This window comes from Henriciella mobilis (genome assembly GCF_003576285.1).
GTDB classification, from domain to species: Bacteria; Pseudomonadota; Alphaproteobacteria; order Caulobacterales; family Hyphomonadaceae; genus Henriciella; species Henriciella mobilis.
On the sequence record NZ_QWFX01000013.1, the window covers coordinates 242577 to 266653 of the forward strand.

Annotated in this window: 22 protein-coding genes; all 22 read left to right on the forward strand. The window is 61.0% G+C overall.

Annotated elements, in window-relative coordinates:
• Positions 1–18: 18 nt before the first annotated feature.
• The 22 genes from D1223_RS11695 to D1223_RS11800 all read left to right on the forward strand — a co-directional run bounded on the left by D1223_RS11695 (position 19) and on the right by D1223_RS11800 (position 24051).
• The gene (locus D1223_RS11695; RefSeq protein ID WP_119376607.1) at positions 19–609 is read left to right on the forward strand and encodes an NADH-quinone oxidoreductase subunit J; all 591 of its coding nucleotides are present in this window, start codon (positions 19–21) and stop codon (positions 607–609) included.
• 3 nt (positions 610–612) lie between these two features.
• Positions 613–921 (forward strand): NADH-quinone oxidoreductase subunit NuoK, encoded by a 309-nt coding sequence (nuoK, locus tag D1223_RS11700; RefSeq protein WP_119376608.1) that lies wholly within the window; start codon positions 613–615, stop codon positions 919–921.
• Positions 922–928: 7 nt separating this feature from the next.
• Positions 929–3100 carry an NADH-quinone oxidoreductase subunit L gene (nuoL, locus tag D1223_RS11705; RefSeq protein ID WP_119376609.1) on the forward strand — a complete coding sequence of 724 codons (2172 nt, stop codon included), beginning with the start codon at positions 929–931 and terminating at the stop codon, positions 3098–3100.
• The gene (locus D1223_RS11710; RefSeq protein WP_119376610.1) at positions 3100–4590 is read left to right on the forward strand and encodes an NADH-quinone oxidoreductase subunit M; all 1491 of its coding nucleotides are present in this window, start codon (positions 3100–3102) and stop codon (positions 4588–4590) included. Before nuoL ends, D1223_RS11710 begins: the two co-directional genes overlap by 1 nt.
• Before the next feature lie 6 nt (positions 4591–4596).
• Positions 4597–6021, forward strand: a complete 1425-nt coding sequence (locus tag D1223_RS11715; RefSeq protein WP_119376611.1) for an NADH-quinone oxidoreductase subunit N — start codon at positions 4597–4599, stop codon at positions 6019–6021.
• On the forward strand, positions 6018–6779 hold the full coding sequence (locus D1223_RS11720) for a biotin--[acetyl-CoA-carboxylase] ligase (RefSeq protein WP_158588459.1): 762 nt from the start codon (positions 6018–6020) through the stop codon (positions 6777–6779). The genes D1223_RS11715 and D1223_RS11720 overlap by 4 nt, the downstream gene beginning before the upstream one ends.
• Positions 6763–7536 (forward strand): type III pantothenate kinase, encoded by a 774-nt coding sequence (locus tag D1223_RS11725; protein ID WP_119376613.1) that lies wholly within the window; start codon positions 6763–6765, stop codon positions 7534–7536. The genes D1223_RS11720 and D1223_RS11725 overlap by 17 nt, the downstream gene beginning before the upstream one ends.
• A gap of 1 nt (position 7537) precedes the next feature.
• The gene (locus D1223_RS11730; protein WP_119376614.1) at positions 7538–9217 is read left to right on the forward strand and encodes a ribonuclease J; all 1680 of its coding nucleotides are present in this window, start codon (positions 7538–7540) and stop codon (positions 9215–9217) included.
• A gap of 10 nt (positions 9218–9227) precedes the next feature.
• Positions 9228–9659 (forward strand): methylmalonyl-CoA epimerase, encoded by a 432-nt coding sequence (mce, locus tag D1223_RS11735; RefSeq protein WP_119376615.1) that lies wholly within the window; start codon positions 9228–9230, stop codon positions 9657–9659.
• Entirely contained in the window at positions 9659–9901 is a 243-nt protein-coding gene (locus D1223_RS11740) for a DUF1467 family protein (protein WP_119376616.1), read from the forward strand. The genes mce and D1223_RS11740 overlap by 1 nt, the downstream gene beginning before the upstream one ends.
• A 112-nt stretch (positions 9902–10013) precedes the next feature.
• Complete coding sequence (gene proS / locus D1223_RS11745; RefSeq protein ID WP_119376617.1) at positions 10014–11333, forward strand: proline--tRNA ligase; 1320 nt, start codon at positions 10014–10016, stop codon at positions 11331–11333.
• Positions 11333–12604, forward strand: a complete 1272-nt coding sequence (locus D1223_RS11750; RefSeq protein ID WP_119376618.1) for a lipoprotein-releasing ABC transporter permease subunit — start codon at positions 11333–11335, stop codon at positions 12602–12604. Before proS ends, D1223_RS11750 begins: the two co-directional genes overlap by 1 nt.
• Positions 12604–13290 carry an ABC transporter ATP-binding protein gene (locus D1223_RS11755; protein ID WP_119376619.1) on the forward strand — a complete coding sequence of 229 codons (687 nt, stop codon included), beginning with the start codon at positions 12604–12606 and terminating at the stop codon, positions 13288–13290. The genes D1223_RS11750 and D1223_RS11755 overlap by 1 nt, the downstream gene beginning before the upstream one ends.
• A 66-nt stretch (positions 13291–13356) precedes the next feature.
• On the forward strand, positions 13357–16776 hold the full coding sequence (gene dnaE / locus D1223_RS11760; protein ID WP_119376620.1) for a DNA polymerase III subunit alpha: 3420 nt from the start codon (positions 13357–13359) through the stop codon (positions 16774–16776).
• Between the two features lie 139 nt (positions 16777–16915).
• Entirely contained in the window at positions 16916–17737 is an 822-nt protein-coding gene (gene rpsB / locus D1223_RS11765; RefSeq protein ID WP_119376621.1) for a 30S ribosomal protein S2, read from the forward strand.
• Positions 17738–17768: 31 nt separating this feature from the next.
• On the forward strand, positions 17769–18683 hold the full coding sequence (gene tsf / locus D1223_RS11770; protein WP_119376622.1) for a translation elongation factor Ts: 915 nt from the start codon (positions 17769–17771) through the stop codon (positions 18681–18683).
• An 88-nt stretch (positions 18684–18771) separates the two neighbouring features.
• Positions 18772–19509: a UMP kinase gene (pyrH, locus tag D1223_RS11775; RefSeq protein ID WP_119376623.1), complete on the forward strand. Its 738-nt coding sequence runs from the start codon at positions 18772–18774 to the stop codon at positions 19507–19509.
• A gap of 17 nt (positions 19510–19526) precedes the next feature.
• Positions 19527–20081: a ribosome recycling factor gene (frr, locus tag D1223_RS11780; protein WP_119376624.1), complete on the forward strand. Its 555-nt coding sequence runs from the start codon at positions 19527–19529 to the stop codon at positions 20079–20081.
• Between the two features lie 56 nt (positions 20082–20137).
• Positions 20138–20845, forward strand: a complete 708-nt coding sequence (locus tag D1223_RS11785) for an isoprenyl transferase (protein ID WP_233353136.1) — start codon at positions 20138–20140, stop codon at positions 20843–20845.
• A 1-nt stretch (position 20846) separates the two neighbouring features.
• Positions 20847–21674, forward strand: coding sequence for a phosphatidate cytidylyltransferase (locus tag D1223_RS11790; RefSeq protein WP_119376626.1), 828 nt, complete (start codon positions 20847–20849; stop codon positions 21672–21674).
• On the forward strand, positions 21674–22882 hold the full coding sequence (gene dxr, locus D1223_RS11795) for a 1-deoxy-D-xylulose-5-phosphate reductoisomerase (RefSeq protein ID WP_119376627.1): 1209 nt from the start codon (positions 21674–21676) through the stop codon (positions 22880–22882). Before D1223_RS11790 ends, dxr begins: the two co-directional genes overlap by 1 nt.
• On the forward strand, positions 22879–24051 hold the full coding sequence (locus D1223_RS11800; RefSeq protein WP_119376628.1) for a M50 family metallopeptidase: 1173 nt from the start codon (positions 22879–22881) through the stop codon (positions 24049–24051). The genes dxr and D1223_RS11800 overlap by 4 nt, the downstream gene beginning before the upstream one ends.
• Positions 24052–24077: the final 26 nt, after the last annotated feature.

Here is a 24077-nt window from a genome sequence, read left to right on the forward strand (position 1 = left end):
ATCTTTGGGGCTGAACCGGTGGAACTGATCGCCTTCTACATTCTGGCCGCGATTGTCACGGTGTCGGCAGTCTGTGTGATCGCCGCGAAGAACCCGGTGCACTCTGTGCTCTGGCTGATCCTGACCTTCTTTACCTCGGCAGGCCTGATGGTGCTGATCGGCGCTGAATTCCTCGCCATGCTGCTGGTCGTCGTCTATGTCGGTGCCGTCGCCGTGCTTTTCCTCTTCGTGGTCATGATGCTCGACGTCGATTTCGTCGAGTTGAAACAGGGCTTTCTGAGCTATCTGCCCTTTGGAGCGCTGGTTGGCCTTGCCTTCATTGCAGAGATCGCGCTCGCCACTTTCGCGCGCGGCGCCGATGCCGACAGCTTCAATCCCTATCCGGGTGCCGAGAACAACGCCGAGGCGATCGGCCAGGTGATGTACACCGACTACCTGCTGCTGTTCCAGCTGTCCGGCCTGATCCTGCTGGTCGCCATGATTGGTGCGATCGTGCTGACGCTGCGCCACAAGCCGCATGTGAAGCGCCAGAATATCGCACATCAGACCGCGCGGCGGCGCAAGGATGCCATCCGCCGGATTGACGTCAAATCGGGCGAGGGGCTGTAAGCCATGGATATTACGATCAACCATTTCCTCGCCGTTTCGGCGGTGCTTTTCACGGTCGGCGTTGTCGGCATCTTCGTGAACCGCAAGAACATTATCGTCATCCTGATGGCGCTGGAGCTGATCCTGCTGTCGGTGAACATCAACCTGGTCGCCTTCTCCGTTTTCTCGGGGACGATCACCGGGCAGATCTTCGCCATGCTGGTGCTGACGGTGGCGGCCGCTGAAGCGGCGGTCGGGCTCGCCATTCTCGTAGTTTACTTCCGCAATCGCGGCGACATCGCCGTCGAGAGCGTCGACCTGATGAAGGGGTAGGGGCCAGATGCTACCGGATTTCGCACTCCTCTTTATTGTTCTGGCGCCGGGCCTTGCCGCGCTGATTGCTGGCGTTTTCCAGAAATTCGTCACCGATCGCGGCGCGATGATCATCACGACGGCGACGGTCGGCTTGGCTGGCATCCTGTCGGTCATCCAGCTGTTCATGTTCGCATTCGGCGGCGGGGTGACGGAAGCCGTTCACACCGCCGGGGCTGAAGGCGGCCATGGCGGTGGGCACGCGGTCGCAGCCGTCCAGCATGTCATCACGCTGATGACCTGGATGGATGTCGGCCAGTTCCAGGCCAACTGGGCGATCCGGGTCGATGCCCTGTCCATTGTGATGATGGCTGTGATCACGGGCGTGTCCGGCCTCGTGCACCTCTATTCCTGGGGCTATATGTCGGAAGATCCGCACCGGGCGCGCTTCTTCTCTTACCTGTCGCTCTTCACCTTCGCGATGCTGATGCTCGTGACCGCCGACAATTTCATCCAGCTCTTCTTCGGCTGGGAAGGCGTCGGCCTCGCCTCCTACCTGCTGATTGGCTTCTGGTATCACAACAAGGCGCCGAATGACGCAGCCATCAAGGCGTTCGTGACCAATCGGGTCGGCGACTTCGGCCTCGCACTCGGCATCATGGCTGTCTTCCTGGTCTTCGGTTCGGTCGAGTTCGAACCGGTACTCTCAGCCATCAAGGAAAATGCGACGGTGACGCCGCTGGCGCTCGCCAGCGCCGCGCCAGTTCAGGAACTCGTGATGCCGTTCCTTGCATGGGACGTGCCCGCGCTCGAAGTGATCGGCATCCTTCTTTTCATCGGCGCGATGGGCAAGTCGGCCCAATTCTTCCTGCATGTCTGGCTGCCGGACGCCATGGAAGGCCCGACGCCAGTCTCCGCGCTCATCCACGCCGCGACCATGGTGACCGCGGGCGTTTACCTCGTCTGCCTCGTCTCGCCGATCTACGAATACGCGCCGGTTGCCGCCGGTATGGTGACGCTCATAGGCGCGGTAACCGCGCTCTACGCGGCTACGGTCGGCATGGCGCAGAACGACATCAAGCGCGTCATCGCCTATTCGACCTGTTCGCAGCTTGGTTACATGTTCTTCGCGGCCGGTATTGGCGCCTATCAGGCCGCCATGTTCCACCTGTTCACGCACGCCTTCTTCAAGGCGCTGCTCTTCCTCGGTGCAGGTTCGGTCATCCACGGCATGCACCATGAGCAGGACATGCGCCGGATGGGCGGCGTCGCGAAGTACATGCCGCTGACCTATGCCGCGATGATGATCGGCACGATCGCCATTATCGGACTCGGCGTGCCGCACACACAGCTCGGCTTTGCCGGCTTCTTCTCCAAGGATGCGATCATCGAGACGGCGTTTGCGGCCGGCGAAAACGGCATCACCTTCGCCCAGCTCGCCTTCTGGTTCGGTATCATCGCCGCGCTGCTGACAAGCTTCTACTCCTGGCGCCTCATCTACATGACCTTCCACGGTCCGCGCGAAGACAGCATGCCGGCTGACGCGCATGAGGCTGACAGCCACGCCGACGACCATCTCGCGCATGATGACCATGCGCACGACGATCACGGACACGGCCATCATGGCGATCCGCATGAATCGCCCTGGGTCATGCTGGTGCCGCTCGGCCTTCTGTCGCTCGGCGCGATCTTCGCCGGCTTCATCTTCTATGGCTCGTTTGTCGGCCACCATCAGGCAGAGTTCTGGGCAGGGTCCATCTACACCACGCCGGACAATCACCTGCTGGAAGAGAAATACGAGGTTCCGGGCTGGGTCTTCTGGGCGCCGCTCGTGGTCACCGTGACCGGCTTCCTGATCGCGACCTTCACCTACCTCTTCAATCGCGGTTTCGGCGCAAAGATCGCCAAATCCGGCGGTCCGCTGCACAGCCTGTTCGCGAACAAGTGGTATTTCGACGAAATCTACAATGCCACGATCATCGCCGGTGCGCGCTGGCTTGGCGGCTTCTTCTGGAAGACTGGCGACAAGCGCATCATCGACGGGTTCGGCCCTGATGGCGTGACAGCCCTGGCGCAATGGACTTCGCGCCGCCTGTCGGCAATGCACACCGGCTATCTCTATCACTATGCATTCGTAATCATCGGCGCGGCCCTCGTGTTCGGCGCGGTGATCTTCTGGCGCGTCGGAGGCGCGGGCTGATGGGCGATTTCCCGATTCTCACAGCGGTCACCTTCCTGCCGCTTGCTGGCGCCGTGCTGATCATGCTCGTGCGCGCCATGACAGGCAGCCAGGAGACCGACGTTGCAACCGGCAACAAGGCCCTGACGGCCGGCCTGATCTTCTCGGTCGCAACCTTCCTGGCCTCGCTCGTCATGCTCGCCAGCTTCGACATGGAGGCCGAGGGCTACCAGCTGGTCGAGGAAATCGGCTGGTTCGCCAATATCCAGTACAAGCTCGGCATCGACGGCATGTCGCTGCTTCTGATCCTGCTGACGACACTGCTGACCCCGCTCAGCCTGATCGCGTCCTACGGCTCGGTGAAGACGCGCCTGACGGAGTATACGATCGCCTTCCTGGTGCTCGAGACCTTCATGATCGGCGTGTTCTGCGCGATGGACCTCGTGCTGTTCTACGTCTTCTTCGAGGCGGGCCTTATCCCGATGTTCATCATCATCGGTGTCTGGGGCGGTGCAGACCGGATCTACGCGTCGTTCAAATTCTTCCTCTACACGCTGCTTGGCTCGCTCTTCATGCTGGCCGCCGTGGTCTTCATGTACCTGCAGGCCGGCACGTCCGACATCATGCAGCTTGAGACCTTCGCCTTTGCGCCCGAGGTGCAGACCTGGCTATGGCTGGCCTTCTTCGCCTCCTTTGCGGTGAAGTTGCCCATGTGGCCGGTCCACACCTGGCTGCCTGACGCACACGTCCAGGCGCCGACGGCCGGCTCGGTCATCCTGGCAGGGGTGCTGCTGAAGATGGGCGGCTACGGCTTCCTTCGCTTCTCGCTGCCGATGTTCCCGGATGCGAGCCAGTTCTTCCAGCCAATGATGTTCGCGCTGTCCGTGATCGCCATCGTCTACGCCTCGCTGGTGGCCTGGCGTCAGACCGACATGAAGAAGCTGATCGCCTATTCGTCCGTGGCACATATGGGCTTTGTGACACTCGGCATCTTCTCCTTTACCGAGGTCGGCGTGCAGGGCGCGATCTTCCAGATGATCTCGCACGGCCTGATCTCCGGCGCACTCTTCCTGATCGTCGGCGTCGTCTATGATCGCATGCACACCCGTGAGATCGCAGCCTATGGCGGCCTTGTGCACAAGATGCCGATCTATGCGGCCATCTTCATGCTGTTCTCCATGGCCAATGTCGGCCTGCCGGGCACCAGTGGCTTTGTCGGCGAAATGCTGACGATGACCGGCGCCTTCCTGGCCTCCAGCTGGGCTGCCGCCGGCGCCGCACTCGGTGTGATCTTCTCGGCCGTCTACATGCTGACGCTCTACCGCCGCACGGTGTTCGGCCAGATCACAAACCCTGCGCTGGAAGGCATTCAGGACATTTCGGTCAAGGAACTTATCACTTTGATCCCGCTCGTAATCGGCACGCTGCTGCTCGGCGTTGCACCGAATTTGGTTTTTGACGTGACGCGCGAGTCGAGCCTGCGCGCGCTGCAGATGATCACCGGAGGATAATCGCCCATGCTTGACTTCGAGGCGATGATCGCGGCCATCGGCCCGGAAATGCTACTCGCATTGGCCGGTCTGGTTGGCGTATTGCTCGGCGCCGTCTTCGGCGACCGTTTCAACAGCATATCCTTCAAGTTCGGCGCGCTGTCGCTCATCGCGGCGTTGGTGATCGTCCTGATGAACTGGTCGGGCGGGGAAGCGTTCGACGGCCTCGTGAAGTCGTCGCCCTTCGTGAACTTCGCCAAGGTCGTCAGCTTCGGCGCAGGCGCGGTGACGCTGCTCATGGGCGAGAACTTCCTCAAGCGCCATGAGACGATCCGCTATGAATACCCGCTTCTGGTGATCTTTGCCTCGATGGGCATTGGAATCATCCTGTCAGCCTCGAATTTCATGACGCTGTACATGGGCGTCGAGACGCTCAGCCTGTCATCCTACGTGCTGGCGTCCTTCCACCGCGACTCGATGCGTTCGGCCGAAGCCGGCCTGAAATACTTCGTGCTTGGCGCGCTGGCGTCGGGCATCCTGCTCTACGGCATTTCGCTTGTTTACGGCTTCACCGGCTCGACGAGCTACGAAATGGTCGCCGAGGCCGAAGGCGGAATTGGCCTTCTCTTCGGCATGGTCCTCATGATCTCGGGCATGGCGTTCAAAGTATCCGCCGCGCCCATGCACGTCTGGACACCGGACGTTTATGAAGGTGCCCCCAGCCCGGTTGTCGCCTTCTTCGCGACCGCGCCCAAGATGGCCAGCATGGTGGTCTTCGCGAACCTGATGTTCACCGCCTTCCCGACAGCCTTCGAAGACTGGCAGATGATCATTGCCATCATCGCGACCCTGTCGATGCTGATCGGCGCGTTTGGTGCGCTCATCCAGACCAACCTCAAGCGTCTGCTTGGCTATTCCTCAATCGCCAATATGGGCTATGCGCTCATTGCCGTGGCGGCGGGCGCTGAATACGGCGCGGCGGCGCTGCTGGTCTTCATGACCTCCTATGTGATCGCATCAATCGGCCTGTTCGGCGGTGTCCTGGCCATGCGCCGTGAAGGCGGCATGGTCGAGAGCATTGACGAGCTTGCGGGTCTCGTCCGCCGGCGTACCGGCCTGGCCATTGCGCTGACCGTCCTGGTCATTTCAGTAGCGGGCTTCCCGCTGGCCGTTGGCTTCCTCGGCAAGCTGCTCGTGTTTGAAGCCGGCTGGAATGCCGGGCTTTTGCCGCTTCTTATCGTGCTCGTGATCAGCTCGGTGCTGGCCTTCGGCTACTATCTCCGCATCATCCTCATCATGTGGGTGCGCGAACCTGCCGAACGCTTCCAGCCGGTGGATGCGATGGTGACGACGGCCATCTATGCATCCGCGATAGCCTGTATTGCCTTGTTCATCTTCGTCGGCCCATTCGCTGACTGGGCATCAAGCGCGGCTGCTGGGCTCTATCGGTGACGCCAGACGCGCCCGCCCAGTGGCATGACGTCATCGACAGCACGAACGAGGAGGCTCGCCGGCTGGCCACCAGCGGGACCTATGGGCCACTCTGGATCGCGGCACGCCAGCAGACCGCGGGCAGGGGGCGTCTTGGGCGCAGCTGGGTCTCTCCCGCCGGGAACCTGTTCTGCACAGCGCTTTTCCGGGAGCCTGCGGGCGTCGGTGTGGCGACGCGTTTTCCGTTCGCTGCCGGACTCGCTGTTACGGATATATGTTCGATGCTCGTGCCGGGCGCCGATGTCCGGTTGAAATGGCCGAACGATGTCCGGGTGTCCGGTTCGAAACTCTGCGGCATTCTCGTCGAGGCCGGGCAGGTCAGCACCGGTGGAAGCTGGGTTGCCACCGGTATGGGGATCAATGTTCGCAACGCGCCAGAAAGAGCCGGACAGGCAGCAACCTGCCTGGCAGATCTCGGTGCCGCCGATCTCGTTACCGCTGATGTCGTTCTTGACGCCCTCCGGCCTGCCTTCGCAAACCGGATCCGTCAGGCGCGCGAGGATTTCCCCTCGCTTCTGCAGGACTGGGAAGCCAAAGCCGAGGCCCTCGGTCAGCAGGTGACCACTGGCAAGGGCGCAGAGGCGGTCAGCGGCACATTTGTCGGCCTGGCGGCGGATGGTGGACTCAAACTGCAATTGTCCGACGGCTCGCAGCGCATCATAAGAGCCGGGGATGTGGAACTGGTGAAGGAGGTCGGCGGCCATGCTGCTCGCGATTGATATCGGGAACACGAATACGGTTTTTGCGCTGCACGACGGCGAGGACTGGGTGGCCATGTGGCGCAGCGCGACCGATCCGCGTCGCACGGCCGACGACTATGTCGTCTGGCTCGGACCGCTGATGGATATGCGCAAGCTGTCGATCTACGACATCGACGCGTGTGTGATCTCGTGTGTTGTGCCACAGGCCCTGTTCAATTTCCGGAACCTGTCGCGCCGCTATTTCGGTGTTGAACCGCTTGTCGTTGGCGAGCCGGGCGTGCAGCTCGGTGTTCCGATCCGGATCGCACGGCCCGAGCAGGTCGGTGCCGACCGCCTTGTCGCGGCCATCGGGGCGCATATCGCCTATCCGGGCGCGCTGATCGTGATCGACAGCGGCACGGCCACAACCCTCGACATTGTCGGCCCAGACGGTGGATTTGAGGGCGGCATCATCAGCCCAGGTATTAACCTTTCCATGCGCGCGCTGCACGATGCGGCGGCCCAACTGCCCCGGATTGCCATCCAGCGGCCCGAGAAGATCATCGGAGATTCGACGGTTGCCGCCATGCAGACGGGTGTCTTCTGGGGCTATATCGATCTCATCGACGGTCTTGTCCGGCGCGTGAAGGCAGAGTACGGCCAGCCGATGACCGTTATCGCGACCGGTGGTGTTGCCTCACTCTTTGAGGGGGCGAGCGCCACGATCGACCATTATGACCAGACCCTGATGGAGTCCGGCCTCCTGGAAATCTACAGACGCAACAGTAAAGGCTGACATGCCAAATCTGGATACACCCGAACTCGTCTTCCTGCCGCTTGGCGGTTGTGGCGAGATCGGCATGAATTTGAACGCCTATGGCTATGGTCCGGCGCACGATCGCAAATGGATCCTGGTCGACCTCGGCGTCACATTCGGTGACGACTCGACGCCGGGCATCGACCTCATCTGCGCAGATCCCGAGTTTCTCGAAGACCAGGCCGACAATATCGAAGCGATCTTCCTGACCCACGCGCATGAAGACCATATCGGCGCGGTTGGCTTGCTCTGGCCGCGGCTGCGCGCGCCGCTCTATGCGACGCCGTTCACCGCGCATCTTGTTGCCGGCAAGCTGGCCGAGCGCGGGTTGAGCCATGTCGACGTGAATGTCGTTCCACTGGAAGGCGAGGTCGAGGCCGGGCCGTTCACCGTCACCTATATTACGCTGACCCACTCCATCCCGGAACCCAACGCGCTGGCTATCAAGACACCGTCCGGCACCATCCTCCATACGGGCGATTGGAAGATCGATCCTGACCCGCTGATCGGGGAGGGCGTCGATGTCGAAGGACTGAAAAAGCTTGGCGATGAGGGTGTTCTGGCCATGGTCTGCGACAGCACGAACGTCTTCGTGAATGGCGAGAGCGGGTCGGAAGCGACTGTGCGCGGCAACCTGATCGAGCTGATCGGCTCGCTCAAGGGGCGCGTTGCTGTGGCGACGTTTGCGTCGAATGTCGCCCGCGTGGCGACGGTGATCGAGGCGGCCCGGAAAGCCGGGCGCAGTGTCTGCCTGGCCGGACGCAGCATGCACAAGATCGTCGACGCGGCCGTTCAGACCGGTGTGCTGAAAGACCTTCCCGACCTCGTCGACGAGGCGGATGCAGGCTCGTTCCCGGCGAGCAATATTCTTTACCTGTGTACCGGCAGCCAGGGCGAGGAACGCGCCGCGCTTGGCAGGATCGCCAATGGCACGCATCGCCACCTGACGCTCGGGGAGGGCGATACGGCGATCTTCTCCTCGCGGGTCATTCCCGGCAATGAGAAGGGCATATTCGACATGCAGAATGCGCTCGCCGAGCGGGGCGTGCGTATCATTACCGACCGGATGACGGCCGACCCGATCCATGTCTCCGGCCACCCGGCGCGCGACGAACTCGAACGAATGTACCAATGGGTGCGTCCGCGTATCGCCGTCCCTGTACACGGAGAGCGCCGGCATATTGTCGAACATGCCGCCTTCGCGCGCAGCATGCAGGTTGCCGAAGCTGTCACGCCGCGTAACGGTGACATGATCCGCCTCTGGCCGGGCAAGGCGGAGGCGATTGATGTGGTGCCGAATGGTCGCTTGTATCTGGATGGTTCCAGGCTGGTGCCGGCCGGTGCCGAAGGCCTTGGCGAACGCATCGCGATTTCGAAGTACGGCTATGTTACAGCCAGTGTGGCCCTGGATGAGGATGGCTCGATTGCGGACGGCCCCTATCTGACATCCCGAGGGCTGAGCGAAGAAGATGGCAGTCTCGCCGATGAGTCCCTGGATGAGGTGGAGGCGGCCTGCGACGAGGCGCTGGACGGTTTGTCACGCCGCAAGCGGCTTGACGATGATACGGTTGAGGCCGTTCTGGTAAGAGCCATAAGGCGGTCGTGCGAACGCGTGTTCGGTCGAAAGCCGCTCGTCGATGTGACGATCATGAGAGTGTGAGGAAAAAAAGATGTCGAAGGAATTCAAACTCGGGCCGCTCAATCATGTCGGCGTTGCCGTGCCGTCCCTGCCGGAGGCGATCGAGACCTATCGCACGCTTTATGGCGCGACGGACATTACCGAGCCGTTCGACATGCCGGCACAGGGGGTGAAGGTCTGCTTCGTCAACCTGCCGAACAGCCAGATCGAGCTGATCGAGCCGTTGAATGAAGAGAGCCCGATCCATAACTTCATCCAGAAGAATCCCAAGGGTGGCCAGCACCATGTCTGCTTCGAGGTGGACGATATTCACGAGGCCGTGACAGTCATGAAGGAACGCGGTGCCACAGTGCTGGGCGAACCTCGGATAGGCGCGCATGGCACGTTGATCATCTTCGTTCATCCGAAGAACACAAACGGCGTCCTGGTCGAACTCATGGAGAGCCCGAAAGGCGATCACTGATGAATCTGGTCGGCGGAGTTGTCATCTTTCTCATTTCCTGGTGGATGTGCCTGTTCGTGGTCCTGCCAATCGGCGTGCGCGGGCAGTTCGAGGATGGCGAGATCGAGGACGGTACCGAAGAGGGCGCGCCCGTCCGGCACATGATGCCGAAAAAGATCATCTGGGCGACGATCGGCGCAATCATCTGTACTGTTATCGCCGGCCTCGTCGTCGTGCCGCTGCTCCAGTATTATGGCGGCTAATGGTGGCTGGCCGGCCGCAGGCCGGCTTGCTTGCATGCGCCCTCTAGCCAATCGGCCAAACTGCCAATAACACCAGCCTGACCTTTCCACCGCTATCGAGTCCAAGAAGACCATGCGACTGACGCGCTATTTCCTGCCTGTTTCGAAGGATGTGCCTGCTGATGCGGCCATCATTTCCCACCAATTGATGCTGCGAACCGGCATGGTTCGCCAGAACGGTGCGGGGATTTACACGTGGCTGCCGCTCGGCTTTCGGGTGCTCCAGAAGATCGAGCAGATCGTCCGCGAGGAGATGGACCGTGCGGGCGCCATAGAGCTTCTCATGCCGACCATCCAGCAGGCGGAGCTTTGGCAGGAGAGCGGGCGCTACGATGACTATGGCAAGGAAATGCTTCGCATTACCGACCGCCATGAACGTGAGATGCTATTCGGCCCCACCAATGAAGAGCTGATCACCGACGTCTTCCGCTCTTATGTGAAGAGCTACAAGGCGCTGCCGCTCAACCTCTATCATACGCAGTGGAAATTCCGCGACGAGATCCGTCCGCGTTTTGGCGTGATGCGTGGACGGGAGTTCCTGATGAAGGACGCATACTCCTTCGACCTCACCGAGGAGGCTGCCCGCGCGAGCTATAACAAGATGTTCTGCGCCTATCTAAACGCTTTTGACCGGATGGGGCTGACGGCGATCCCGATGCAGGCCGATACGGGCCCGATTGGCGGTGATCTCAGCCACGAATTCATCATCCTTGCCGACACGGGCGAGAGCGCGGTCTTCTGCGACAAGGCGATGCTCGACCTTCCCGCGCCGGGCCTCGACCTCGATTTCGATGCGGACCTGTCGGATGAGGTTGCCAAGCGGACCGATTTCTATGCGGCCACTGAGGAAAAACATGACGAGGCCGAATTCGGGAAAATCCCGGCCGAGCGGCAGGTTTCTGCGCGGGGGATCGAAGTCGGCCATATTTTCTTCTTCGGCACCAAGTATTCCAAGCCCATGAACGCGACAGTACAGACAGCGGATGGCGCAAACGTCCCGGTCCAGATGGGCAGCTATGGCATTGGCGTATCGCGCCTCGTCGGCGGGATCATCGAAGCTTGCCATGACGAGAACGGCATTGTCTGGCCACAATCGGTCGCGCCATTCGAGGTCGGCCTGATCTCCATGCGTCCCAAGGATGAGGCGGTCGCGACGGTCGCCGACGAGGCCTATGACGCCTTGCAGGCAGCCGGACTGGATGTGCTTTACGACGACACCGATGAGCGTCCCGGTTCGAAGTTCAACCGGATGGATTTGATCGGCCTGCCCTGGCAGATCGTGATCGGTCCGCGCGGCATTGAGAATGGTGTTGTGGAACTCAAGAACCGCAAGAGCGGTGAAAAATCCGAGCTGCCTCTCACTGAGGCCATCGAGAAGGTGAAAGCGGGCTAATGGCGAAGTCGGCGCCCTTCAGCGGTGTCGAGCGCGCGCTCGCCTGGCGATACCTTCGCGCCCGGCGCCAGCATGGCGGTGTTTCGCTGATTTCCATCATTTCCTTCTTCGGCATCATGCTCGCCGTGATGGCGCTGATCGTCATCATGTCGGTCATGGCCGGGTTCCGGTCGACTTTGCTGAACGCGCTTCTCGGCGGTTCGGGGCAGGTTTTCGTCCAGGTGCAGGACTATCCGGCCGATGAGGTAGAGGACCTCGTCAATCGCATCGTCGAGCTGCCCGGCGTCGAGAGCGCTTCACCGATCATCGAACAACAGGTCCTGGCGACCACCGACTATGGACGCACAGGCGCTCTGGTGAGGGGCATTCGTCCTCAGGACATAGATAATTTGCCCTATCTTGAAGGCGGCCGATCGCAGGCAGATGCTGCTGGCTGGGGTGAGGGCAAGAATGGCGGCGACGTCGTTCTGATCGGCGCTTTCCTCGCGTCGGATCTCCGCGTACGGCCCGGCGAGGAAATCAGGCTGATCGCTCCGGAGGGCGTGGCTGGGCCGTTTGGCGTTACACCGCGCAGCAAGACCTACACAGTCGGCGACACCTTCACCACCGGCAGTGTCGAACTCGACAAGCTCTACGTTCTCATGCCGATGGATCAGGCGCAGCTCTTCTTCAATCGGAAGGGGGAGTACCAGCTCATCGATATCCGCCTGGTCGATCCGATGAAGACTGAGCAGGCCATGCGGCAGATCAACGAGATGACGGGGTTCCAGTATGTCGTTTTCGACTGGAAGCAGCAGCGCGCATCCTATTTCAATGCGCTGAATGTCGAACGGGGCATGATGCGGATCATCATGCTGATCCTGATCACGATCACGGCGCTCAATATCATCACTGGTGTCGTCATGCTGGTGAAGAACAAGACACGTGACATCGCCATTCTGCGGACGATCGGCACGACACGCGGGGCGATCATGCGGATTTTCATCATGATCGGCGCCATTCTCGGGCTGACCGGCGCGCTGATCGGCCTCGGCCTCGGTGTGCTTATCGTGCTGAATATCGACGCGGTGGAAACCGCGCTCAGCTTCGTCATGGGGCGCGAGATCTTCGCAGCCGATGTTTACGGACTGGACGGCCTTCCAGCCGAACTCGACTGGGGCGAGGCCCTCTTCACGACGCTCTGGGCGATGAGCATGTCCATCCTGGTCACGATCTGGCCCGCCTGGAATGCGGCGCGGCTGGATCCCGTCGATGCCCTGAGGTTCGAGTGATGAGCGAGCCTGTCCTCGAACTGCGTGGCATCGTCCGCGAATACCGCTCAGGCCCGAACGTGCTGAAGGTGCTGGAGGGCGCCGACCTGGTGCTCAACAAGGGCGAACTGGTCGGGCTGGTTGGTCCGTCCGGCTCAGGTAAGTCGACGCTGCTTCACACAGCCGGCCTGCTCGAGCGCGCCGAGGGCGGCGAAGTGCTGCTTGATGGTGAATCGGTGCTCAAACTGCCGGACGGCGTACGCACGCGCCTTCGCCGGGAAAAGCTCGGCTTCGTCTATCAGTTCCACCACCTGCTCCCCGAGTTCAATGCACGGGACAATGTCGCCATGCCTCTCATGGTGAACGGCGTGAAGCGGCGGATCGCCCGGCAGAAGGCGGATGTCCTGCTCGCCGAGATGGGGCTTGAGAGCCGGGCCGATCACCAGCCGGGTCAGCTGTCGGGCGGGGAACAGCAGCGCGTTGCAATTGCCCGGGCGCTGGTCAATGACCCGAAACTGGTCATTGCGGACGAGCCGACCGGCAACCTCGATCCAACCACAACCGACCGGGTGTTTGCGAGCCTGATCCGGATTGCCCGGAGCGAAGGGGCCGCCGTCCTCGTCGCGACTCACAACATGGCGTTGACCCGGCATATGGACCGCGTGCTGACGCTGCAGGACGGAAAACTCACAACCTTTACCGGCTGACCCCTTCGACTCAGTGCATCAAAGGGGCATACTCTGTTTGTCCCGTTTGGAGGAGTGCCCCTTCCTGTGACCCAACCGACCTCTATCCACCTGGCCGTGCGGACGAGCTATTCTCTGCTCGAAAGCATGATCACACCGAAACAGCTGGTCGGCTGGGCGGAAAAGAACGCGGCCCCGGCTGTCGCCGTGACCGACCGCAACAATCTGTTTGGCGCGCTGGAGATTTCCGAGCTCCTGTCCGGAGCCGGCATCCAGCCGATCATGGCGTGCCGGTTCGATGTCACCGATGGCGGCCACCAGGAATGGCTGACCCAGGTTTCGATCTATGCTCAGGACGAGCCGGGCTACAAGCGCCTGATGGAGCTGTCCTCGGCGGCCTATCTGGAAGCGGAGGATGGTGTTCCCCGGCTGAAGCGCGAACATCTCTTTGAGAAAACAGACGGTCTCATTCTTCTGACCGGCGGCTCGCAAGGCGAGGCGGCCCAGTACATTCTCAAGGGCAAGCAGGCCGAGGCGGAAGCATCGTTGTCCGAGTTTGCAGCGGCCTATCCGGGACGTTGCTATGTCGAACTCACCCGGCATGGCGTCGCGGATGAAGCCAATAGCGAACCCGGCCTGATCGATGCCGCCTACAAGCTTGGCCTGCCCGTCGTCGCGACGCATGATTGCCGCTTCATGAAGCCGGAAGATGCCAAGGCGCACGATGCGATGATGTGCATCGCGAACGGTGAGTACCTCGGCCAGGATGACCGCCAGCGCGTATCGCCCGAGCAATACCTCAAGACAGCCGAGGAAATGGCGGCCCTGTTCGAGGACATTCCGGAAGCGCTCGCCAATACGGTCGAGATTGCGAAACGCTGCGGTGTCCGGGCGCGCAAGCATGCGCCGATCCTTCCGCGTTTCGGCGATGGCTCGCGCTCGGAGATCGACGAGCTGAGGGCACAGGCGGAAGAGGGGCTCGCCGCCCGGCTCGCCGAAGTGCCGAAGCTCTATGCCGAGCGGTCGGCTTACGAGGACAGGCTTGCATACGAACTCGGCATCATCGAGAAGATGGGGTTCCCGGGCTACTTCCTGATCGTTTCGGACTTCATTAAATGGGCGAAGGAACAGGATATTCCCGTCGGACCGGGCCGTGGCTCGGGTGCCGGTTCTGTTGTGGCCTGGGCCCTGACGATCACCGACCTCGACCCGCTTCGGTTCGACCTCCTCTTCGAACGCTTCCTGAACCCGGAACGGGTCTCGATGCCGGACTTTGACGTCGACTTCTGTCAGGAGCGGCGCGGCGAGGTCATCCGCTATGTGCGCGACAAGTATGGCGCGGCCAGCGTGGCGGCCATCATCACGTTCGGTACGCTGCAGGCAAAGGCTGTCGTGCGCGATGTGGGCCGGGTGATGCAGATGCCCTATGGCCAGGTTGACCGGCTGGCCAAGCTTATTCCGTTCAATCCTGCCAATCCGCCGAAGCTGCAGGAGGCCATCGACGAGGAGCCTAAATTCGACGACGAGATCGCGCAGGATCCGCGCGTCGGCGAATTGCTCGAAACGGCGCTGGCGCTGGAGGGGCTTTACCGGAATGCCGGCACCCACGCAGCCGGCGTCGTCATCGGCGACCGGCCGCTGACCGAACTCGTCCCGCTTTACAACGACCCCCGTTCGGACCTGCCAGCCACGCAGTTCAACATGAAGTGGGCGGAGTCCGCCGGCCTTGTGAAGTTCGACTTCCTCGGCCTGAAAACGCTGACAGTCATTGATCGTGCGCTGAAATTCATCCGCCGGGATGGCCGCGATGTCGGTCCCGAATGGGCGGCGATGAATGATGAGGCGACTTATGACCTGATGGCGAGCGGCCAGACCCTTGGCGTCTTCCAGCTCGAAGGTCAGGGCATGCGCGACACGCTGCGCAAGGTCCGTCCGCACAATATTGAAGATGTGATTGCCATCATTTCGCTCTATCGTCCGGGTCCGATGGACAACATCCCGGTCTATGTGCAGGGCAAGGACGACCCTTCCAGCATCCGCTACCAGCATCCCGATCTCGAGCCCATTCTCGAAGCGACCTACGGCGTGCCTGTCTACCAGGAGCAGGTCATGCGGATGGCGCAGGAAATCGCGGGCTACTCCCTCGGCGAAGCTGACCTGCTGCGCCGGGCGATGGGTAAGAAGAAGGTCGAGGAAATGGTCGCCCAGCGCGAACGCTTCCTGAAAGGCGCCAAGGAGTTGAAGGGCATCGAGGCGCCGCTTGCGAACGATATCTTCGACACGATGGAGAAGTTTGCCGGTTACGGCTTCAACAAGTCGCACGCCGCAGCCTACGCCCTCATCGGCTACCAGACGGCTTATCTGAAGCGCCATTTCCCGGTCGAATTCCTGGCCGCGTCCATGAGCCTCGACATTCACAATACCGACAAGCTGGCCGCCTTCGTGCAGGAGGCCAAGCGCCTGAAGATCGATCTCATCCAGCCGGATATCAATCGTTCCACGGCGGACTTCGATGTCCAGGATGGGGCGCTGGTCTATGCGCTCGGCGCACTCAAGGGCGTCGGCCTTGAGGCAATGAAGCATGTTGAAGCCGAGCGCCGCGCCAATGGTCCCTTCGAGTCGCTGCACGACTTTGCCGAGCGCGTCGACCCCAAGTCAGTGAACAAGAAATGCATCGAGCAGCTGGCCCGTGCCGGCGCCTTCGATGGCATGGAGCCCAATCGCGCGAGCGCGCTGGCGGCTGCGCCATTGCTGGCGGCGGCCGCCGTGTCTGCCGCAGAAGACAGGGCAGGCGGGCAGGGCGGCCTTTTCGGAGACGCCGAGCCGGCTGTCAGGACAGCGCTGCCCCAGGCATCGGCCTGGAATGGCCAGCAGAAGCTGGATGAGGAATTCGCAGCGGTCGGCTTCTTCCTGAGCGGTCACCCACTGGATGATGTGCTCGACAGCCTTGAGGATGGCCGCATCACCCTTTCTGCCCAGATAGGCGATGTGGCAGTCGATGGTAGGCCGCTCGAGCTGATCGGTGTTGTGCGCCGGCGAGTGGAGAAGCTGTCGCGCTCTGGTGGCAAGTTCGCCTTCCTAACCCTGTCGGATCCGACAGGCGAGGTCGAGCTCATGGTCATGCCTGAAGCACTGGATATGTACCGGCCCATGCTGGAGACCGGAAACAGTGTCTGCGTGACGGTGAATGTCCGGCGCCAGGATGAGGAAATCCGGCTCAGTGCCAAGCAGGTCACGCCGATCGACAAGGCGCGGATCGGCAAGAAGGCGAAGGCGCTTATCGTGAAATTGTCGCGTGGGGCGAACTATGAAGAGATCGCGGCCGTCGCGGACCGGCTGGTCAGCGCACCCGGCGCCGACCGCGGTGCAATCTATATGGATCTTCCGCTGGAAGACGGCCGGACGGTGACAATGAAGCTGCCGCATGTCTACGCGACCGGGCTGGAGGCGCTCCGGGCGCTCAAGATGGCTTCGGGCGTTGCGCGTGTGGATACCCGCGCAGCCTGAACATGGGCGGTTGCGCCAACGCGCAAAGTTTGTATAAGCCAGCCCCATCAACCCCCGATGCGCGGGCTATCCGGTGTCTGTCTCAGCCGTTTGAGACCGATAGCGCCCGTGCCGGTCAACCGGAAGAGGAAAACTCGTCATGGCTCTGCCTGAATTCTCCATGCGTCAGCTGCTCGAGGCTGGCGTCCACTTTGGTCACCAAACCCACCGCTGGAACCCGAAGATGAAGCCGTATATCTACGGCGACCGTTCGGGCATCCACATCATGGACCTGTCGAAGACCGTTCCGCTGCTGCACCAGGCACTCGTCCAGGTGCGCGACACGGTTGCCCAGGGTGGCCGCGTGCTGTTCGTCGGTACGAAGCGCCAGGCCGCACAGCCGATTGCTGAGGCCGCAGAGCGCTGCGCCCAGTATTACATGAACCATCGCTGGCTCGGCGGCACGCTGACCAACTGGTCTACCGTTTCCAAGTCGATCAAGCGCCTGCGCGAACTCGACGAGACGCTGTCAGATCGCGATGCGTCCGGCCTGACCAAGAAAGAGCTGCTCAATGTCGAGCGCGAACGCGACAAGCTTGATCGCGCTCTGGGCGGCATTGCCAATATGGGCGGCCTGCCGAGCCTGATGTTCGTGATCGACACGAACAAGGAGCAGATCGCCATCAAGGAAGCCAAGAAGCTTGGCATTCCGGTCGTGGCCGTGATCGATACCAATTGCGATCCCGATGATGTCGACTTCCCGTTCCCGGGCAATGACGACGCCGCGCGTTCGATTTCGATGTACTGCAACCTTGTCGCTGATGCCGTTCTCGACGGTCTTGCGGAATCTTCTGCTGGCCTCGGCATCGACCTCGGCGAGTCGGAAGACATTGAAGGCCTGACCGATGCCGATGTTGCGGCCGCCGACGAAGCTGCTGCAGACACCGATGGCAAAGAGACGGAAGTCAAAGCCGAAGGCTGAAACCAAACCTCACTGTAAAAGGATCTTTGAGATGGCAAATATCACAGCCGCTCTGGTCAAGGACCTGCGCGACCGTACTGGCGCGGGAATGATGGATGCGAAGAAGGCGCTTGTCGAGAATGACGGCGACATGGAAGCCGCAATCGACTGGCTGCGCGCCAAGGGCCTGTCGAAGGCTGCCAAGAAGTCCGGCCGCACGGCCGCAGACGGCCTTGTCGCCGCTGTCCTGTCTGACGATGGCAAGACGGGCGCACTGGTCGAGCTGAACGCCGAAACCGACTTCGTTGCGCGTAACGAAAAGTTCCAGTCGGCCCTCAGCCAGATCGCCAACAAGGCGCTCGAAACCGACGGTACGCTGGAAGCGCTTCAGGGCGCTGCGTCGCCGGCTGGCAGTGGCACGATCACGGACATGATCACCGGCCTCGTTGCGACGATCGGTGAAAACATGACGCTGCGTCGCACCGCAAAGCTCGAATCGCCGAATGGCCAGGTTGCCGCTTATGTGCACAGTGCCGAAGCTCCAAACATGGGCAAGATCGGCGTGCTGGTTGCGCTTGAAGGTGCCGATGCCGACAAGGTCTCCGAAGCAGGGCGCAAGGTAGCGATGCACGTTGCTGCCACCAGCCCGGCATCTGCGACGACGGATGATCTCGACCCGGCGCTGATCGAACGCGAGCGTCAGGTCCTCACGGATCAGGCCAAGGAAAGCGGAAAGCCTGACAATGTCATCGAGAAGATGATCGAAGGCCGCCTGAAGAAGTTCTACAAGGAAGTTGTCCTTGTCGAGCAGCCTTTCGTCATGAACCCCGACCAGACGGTCGGCCAGTTCATCGAAGAGCAGGGCGCCAAGCTGGTCGGCTTTGTCCGCTTCACGCTCGGTGAAGGCATTGAGAAGGAAGAAGACGACTTCGCCGCAGAAGTTGCTTCGATGACTTCCGGCTCCTAGGCCACAGTTAATGCACTGAAAGATCCCGGTTGCCCATGACAGGCAGCCGGGAATCCTTTAGGAGCAACTCGGTCTCTGGAGTTAAAGTATGCCTGATGGTTCAGAGAGTTCTGACGAACTCGTTTATAAACGTGTCCTTCTGAAATTGTCGGGTGAGGCCCTCATGGGGCCCTCCGAGTTTGGCATTCACATGCCAACCTGTCTGAGTTTCGCCGAAGAGATCGCTTCGGCTCTCAAGAATACTGGCGTGGAACTGTGCCTCGTCATTGGCGGCGGAAATATTTTCCGCGGGCTTCAGGGCGCAGCGAACGGCATGGAGCGGGCACAGGCTGACTCCATGGGCATGCTTGCGACGGTCATGAATGCGCTCGCCATGCAGAGTGCTCTTGAACAGATTGGCGTGCCAACCCGTGTACAGTCGGCCATTCCGATGAACACTGTCTGCGAGCCTTATATTCGCCGCAGGGCGATCCGACACATGGAAAAGGGTCGTGTGGTCATATTCGCGGCGGGGACCGGCAATCCCTATTTCACGACCGATACGGGCGCGGCTCTGCGGGCCGCTGAAATGAACTGCCACGCCATGTTCAAGGGTACGCAGGTAGATGGTGTCTATTCGGCTGACCCGAAGCTGGACGCATCGGCCGAGCGCTATGACCAGCTTGGCTACCAGGAAGTCCTTGCCCGCGACCTGCGCGTGATGGATGCCAGCGCTGTCAGCTTGATGCGCGACACGAATATTCCGATTGTGGTATTTTCCCTTCACAACAAGGGGGCTTTGCAGGAAGTCCTTCTGGGCAAGGGAACATCGACGGTCATTTCCTAGAATGTGAGATTGCACGCATGAGTATAGATAAGAAAGATCTCGAACGCCGGATGGATGGTGCGATCACGTCGCTGCAGTCCGATCTGGGCGGTCTTCGGACGGGCCGGGCTTCGGTCAACCTTCTGGATTCCGTCATGGTCCCGGCATACGGCTCAACGATGCCGCTCAACCAGGTTGGTTCGGTATCCGTGCTGGACGCCAGGACCCTTGCTGTGAACATCTGGGACAAGTCGGTCGTCGGTGCAGCCGACAAGGCTGTGCGCGAATCCGGTCTCGGCCTGAATCCTGTTGTCGATGGCAACAACCTGCGTATTCCGATCCCTGTCCTCAATGAGGAGCGGCGGACCGAGCTGACAAAGGTTGCCGGCAAGTATGCCGAACAGGCGCGGGTCGCCGTCCGCAATGTTCGCCGCGACGGCATGGACCAGCTGAAAAAAGCCGAGAAAGATGGCGAAATCAGTGAGGACAAGGCACGTGGTCTGTCCGAAGACGTCCAGAAGATGACCGATGCTCACATTGCGCGCATCGACGAAATTCTGAAGAACAAAGAAGCGGAGATCATGCAGGTTTGACGGCACGACCGGCCCCCTCTGAACAGCCCCGGCCCGAGGCGGACGGCGGCAGAGGTGTGCCTGCACATGTCGGCATCATCATGGATGGAAACGGGCGTTGGGCATCCCGCCACGGCCTGCCGCGCGCCATTGGACATGAAAGAGGTGTCGAGGCGCTGCGCCGGACCGTGAAAGCCGCGCCCAAGCTCGGCCTGCAATACCTCACCGTCTATTCCTTCTCGACGGAGAATTGGCGCCGACCGGTTGCCGAGGTCAGTGCGCTCTTTGCGCTGTTGAAGACCTTTATAAACCGGGATCTGGACCAGCTGATCAAGGAAGGCGTGAAGGTCAGCGTCTTTGGGACCCGCAAGGGCCTGCCCGAGGAGATCAACACGCTTCTGGAGCGGGCAGAGCGAGAAACAAGGCACAACACCGCATTCAATCTCGGTATCGCCTTCAACTATGGTGGCCGCGAGGAGATTACCCGCGCGACACGGGCCATCGCACAGGACGTAAAAGCCGGCCGTCTCGACCCCGAAAATATAGATGAAGCTGCGATTGCCGCACGGCTTGATACCGCGGCATTTCCTGATCCGGACCTGATCATCCGCACCGGTGAAGAGTCGCGCCTGAGTAACTTCCTGATCTGGCAGAGCGCCTATGCTGAGCTGGTCTTCATGGATGTGCTCTGGCCGGAGTTTGGCGAGGCTGGCCTGGAACAGGCCCTGTCAGTCTTTGCGTCGAGAGAGCGACGGTTTGGCGGGCTGAAGTCCGGGGCTGGCTGACATGGCCGGTGCAAAATCAAAAAGCGACCGAAACCGCGAGCTGGTCCTTCGGGTCCTGTCTGCGGCAGTTCTGATCCCGTTCGCGCTCGTCGTCGTGTCTGCGGGCGGTGCGGCACTCGCCATCTCCTGCGGCCTCTTCGGCGCTGTTATGGGCTATGAGTGGGCAAGGATGACCGCCTCTCCGGTCATGCCGCTGATGGCCTTTTTCTGTGCCCTGCCATCCTTGTCGATCGTCGTGACAGATTGGCAGGTCGCCCTTGGTCTGCTGGCCGCTTGCGCATTCCTCCTCGTCCTGATCCATCCAGCGCGTATGGGGGATCGACTGATTGGCGCCTTGGGAATTGTCTATGGCTCAGCGTTGCCGCTGGGGCTCCTGCTTTTGCGTGAAGGCGACTGGAATGGCCAGGCAGCGGCGCTCATCCTCATGGGCACCGTGTGGGCTTCGGATTCGGGTGCTTACTTCGCCGGGCAAGGATTCGGCGGCCCCCCGCTTTCGCCCAAGGACTCGCCATCAAAGACTTGGAGCGGCGCCTTCGGAGCGCTGCTGTGCAGCGGCTTGTGCGGCCTGATCGCTGCGGGCTTGATGGACGCGCCCAGGCTGCCCTGGCTCATTGCCGGGCTGCTGATTTCAATTGTCGCGCAATGGGGCGACCTGTTTGAATCCTCCCTCAAGCGCCGGTTTGGCGTCAAGGATACCAGCGGACTCGTCCCGGGGCATGGCGGCGTAATGGACCGTGTCGACGGTCTTGGTATGGCCTGCGTCTGCTCGGTTGTCATATTGTCGATCTTTGGCACCGTGCCGGAGCTGCTCGGACTGGAGGCCGGCTGATGACGATGCGCGTATCAATCATGGGGTCGACTGGCTCGGTTGGCCGCTCGGCGCTTTCAGTCATGGCGCATGCGGGCAGTGTGAGCGAGGACCCCGTCTTTTCGATCGATACGCTGACCGCGAATTCGGACGTCGACACGCTGGCCAGGCAGTCGATCACCTACAATGCCAGACTGGCTGTTGTTGCGGACGATCGCGCCTACAAGGAATTGAAGTCTCAGCTGGCAGGTACAGGCATCGAAGTCGCGGCGGGAGCAGATGCAATTGCCGAAGCTGCAGCGAGGCCGGTGGACAGGCTGCTTGCGGCGATTGTCGGCATTGCCGGATTGCGCTCCACCTACAGCGCGCTCAAGGCTGGAAACAGTGTCGCCCTGGCCAACAAGGAAAGCATGGTTTGCGCTGGCCCCTTGCTCAAACGGGTCGCGCAGAAGACGGGCGCACACATTATCCCGACCGATTCCGAGCACAATGCGATGTTCCAGGTGCTGGAGCGTCAGGAAGATGTTGAAAAGCTGGTACTGACGGCGTCCGGTGGTCCGTTCCTGAAAACACCCCTCGCGAACCTTCACAATGTCACCCCGGAGCAGGCTTGTGCGCACCCGCGTTGGTCTATGGGACGGAAGATTTCCGTCGATAGCGCAACCTTCATGAACAAGGCGCTTGAGCTCATCGAGGCGGCCTACCTGTTCGAGATGCCGCAGCAGCGGATTGACGTGCTTGTTCATCCCCAGTCCATCATCCATTCGCTAGTGGCCTATCGGGATGGTTCTGTCCTTGCGCAGCTCGGTTCGCCCGACATGAAGACCCCGATTGCACATGCCCTTTCCTGGCCGGAGCGCCGGTTGCCGACTGATGTCGAGCGCCTGAATCTTGTCGATCTTGCACAGCTGGATTTCCTCGCCGTCGACGACGCCCGGTTTCCGGCCATTCGTCTGGCACGTCAGGCTCTCGATGAGGGGGGCGGAGCGCCAACGGTCATGAATGCCGCCAATGAGTGTGCAGTTGAGGCATTCCTGAATGGCCGGTGCCGGTTTACCGATATCAGCGATGTCGTGGAAGCGGCCCTTGGCGATCGTTCGCTATCCGGCGTGTCCGCCGGTGACGCAGCCTCGCTTGACGACATCATTGCCCTGGATGCCGAAGTTCGTCAGCGTTCCGGCAGGCTTATTGCAGAGGCGTCTCTACGGACCGGGAGTGAAGTAGAATGATTGAATTTGTAAGTCAGGCGCCGATTTTCATCCTCAGCCTTGTTTTCCTATTGGGTATCGTGGTCGTGATCCACGAGCTCGGGCATTACTTTGCCGGGCGCTATTTCGGCGCGGCGGTCGAGTCGTTTTCTGTAGGGTTCGGCAAGCCGATCTTCGAGCGGACCGACAAGAAGGGGACCCGCTGGCGCGTAAACTGGATTCCGCTTGGCGGGTTCGTGAAATTCGTGGGCGAGCACCAGCTTCCGAGTGATATCGGCAAGGTCGAATCTGGGCCGCAAGGCAAGCCTTACAATGAGATCGGCGTAGGCGGCCGCACCATCATCGCGGCGGCAGGGCCCGCTGCGAACTTCATTCTTGCAGCGCTACTCTTTTCGACGATCTTCCTTGTAAAAGGCAGCTATGAAAGCCGCCTGGCCGTCGAAGGAGTGGTCGAAGGCGGCGCAGCCTACGAGGCCGGGCTGGAGCCTGGGGACATCCTCGTTTCCATGAATGGCAAGGAAATCAAGAGCGCCGGCCAGGTCCAGCTCATCGTCTCGACTTCAAGCAACAGTGCGGTTGATACGGTGGTTGAGCGGGACGGGACTATGGTTGACCTAACGCTGGTGCCCGAGGCCCAACTGCGCGAGAATGCGGTGGGTCAGATGCAGAAGCTCGGCACGATTGGCGTCGTCATGGCGACCATCCCCGACACCGCCCGCCACATTCGCTACAATCCTGTCGAAGCGCTGGCGAAGGGGACGGGGCAAACCTGGTCGACGCTGGTCATGACGACCGACATGATCAAGCGCATGGTTACCGGCAAGGAGGAGCTCAGCTCGCTCAGTGGGCCGGTCGCCATCGGCGATGTCAGCCGTCGCATCGTCAATCGAACCATGTCGGTTGAGGAGGCGTCGATCTGGCAGAAGGTCGATTCGCTTTTCTGGAACATGATCGGCATCTGCGCAGCGGTCTCTGTAGGAATCGGTTTCTTTAATTTACTTCCATTTCCTGTACTCGACGGTGGTCACATCGTTTTCAATTGCTATGAAGCCATAGTCGGCAAACCGATGCCGGCACGAATTCAAGAAGGTGCGCTCATGGCGGGAATGGTTTTGTTGCTGGGAATGTTTGTCTTCATCACATGGGGCGACGTACTGGAAACAGGACTGTTCAACTCCGCCCGGGGCTGATAGCCCGGCTTCACGGTAAATTGAGA

Bases quoted from the DNA above. Each gene is read 5' to 3' on its own strand.
- nuoK (WP_119376608.1), top strand. From the start codon at position 613: ATGGATATTACGATCAACCATTTCCTCGCCGTTTCGGCGGTGCTTTTC.
- nuoL (WP_119376609.1), top strand. From the start codon at position 929: ATGCTACCGGATTTCGCACTCCTCTTTATTGTTCTGGCGCCGGGCCTT.
- D1223_RS11710 (WP_119376610.1), top strand. From the start codon at position 3,100: ATGGGCGATTTCCCGATTCTCACAGCGGTCACCTTCCTGCCGCTTGCT.
- D1223_RS11715 (WP_119376611.1), top strand. From the start codon at position 4,597: ATGCTTGACTTCGAGGCGATGATCGCGGCCATCGGCCCGGAAATGCTA.
- D1223_RS11725 (WP_119376613.1), top strand. From the start codon at position 6,763: ATGCTGCTCGCGATTGATATCGGGAACACGAATACGGTTTTTGCGCTG.
- D1223_RS11730 (WP_119376614.1), top strand. From the start codon at position 7,538: ATGCCAAATCTGGATACACCCGAACTCGTCTTCCTGCCGCTTGGCGGT.
- mce (WP_119376615.1), top strand. From the start codon at position 9,228: ATGTCGAAGGAATTCAAACTCGGGCCGCTCAATCATGTCGGCGTTGCC.
- D1223_RS11740 (WP_119376616.1), top strand. From the start codon at position 9,659: ATGAATCTGGTCGGCGGAGTTGTCATCTTTCTCATTTCCTGGTGGATG.
- proS (WP_119376617.1), top strand. From the start codon at position 10,014: ATGCGACTGACGCGCTATTTCCTGCCTGTTTCGAAGGATGTGCCTGCT.
- D1223_RS11750 (WP_119376618.1), top strand. From the start codon at position 11,333: ATGGCGAAGTCGGCGCCCTTCAGCGGTGTCGAGCGCGCGCTCGCCTGG.
- D1223_RS11755 (WP_119376619.1), top strand. From the start codon at position 12,604: ATGAGCGAGCCTGTCCTCGAACTGCGTGGCATCGTCCGCGAATACCGC.
- rpsB (WP_119376621.1), top strand. From the start codon at position 16,916: ATGGCTCTGCCTGAATTCTCCATGCGTCAGCTGCTCGAGGCTGGCGTC.
- tsf (WP_119376622.1), top strand. From the start codon at position 17,769: ATGGCAAATATCACAGCCGCTCTGGTCAAGGACCTGCGCGACCGTACT.
- pyrH (WP_119376623.1), top strand. From the start codon at position 18,772: ATGCCTGATGGTTCAGAGAGTTCTGACGAACTCGTTTATAAACGTGTC.
- frr (WP_119376624.1), top strand. From the start codon at position 19,527: ATGAGTATAGATAAGAAAGATCTCGAACGCCGGATGGATGGTGCGATC.
- D1223_RS11790 (WP_119376626.1), top strand. From the start codon at position 20,847: ATGGCCGGTGCAAAATCAAAAAGCGACCGAAACCGCGAGCTGGTCCTT.
- dxr (WP_119376627.1), top strand. From the start codon at position 21,674: ATGACGATGCGCGTATCAATCATGGGGTCGACTGGCTCGGTTGGCCGC.
- D1223_RS11800 (WP_119376628.1), top strand. From the start codon at position 22,879: ATGATTGAATTTGTAAGTCAGGCGCCGATTTTCATCCTCAGCCTTGTT.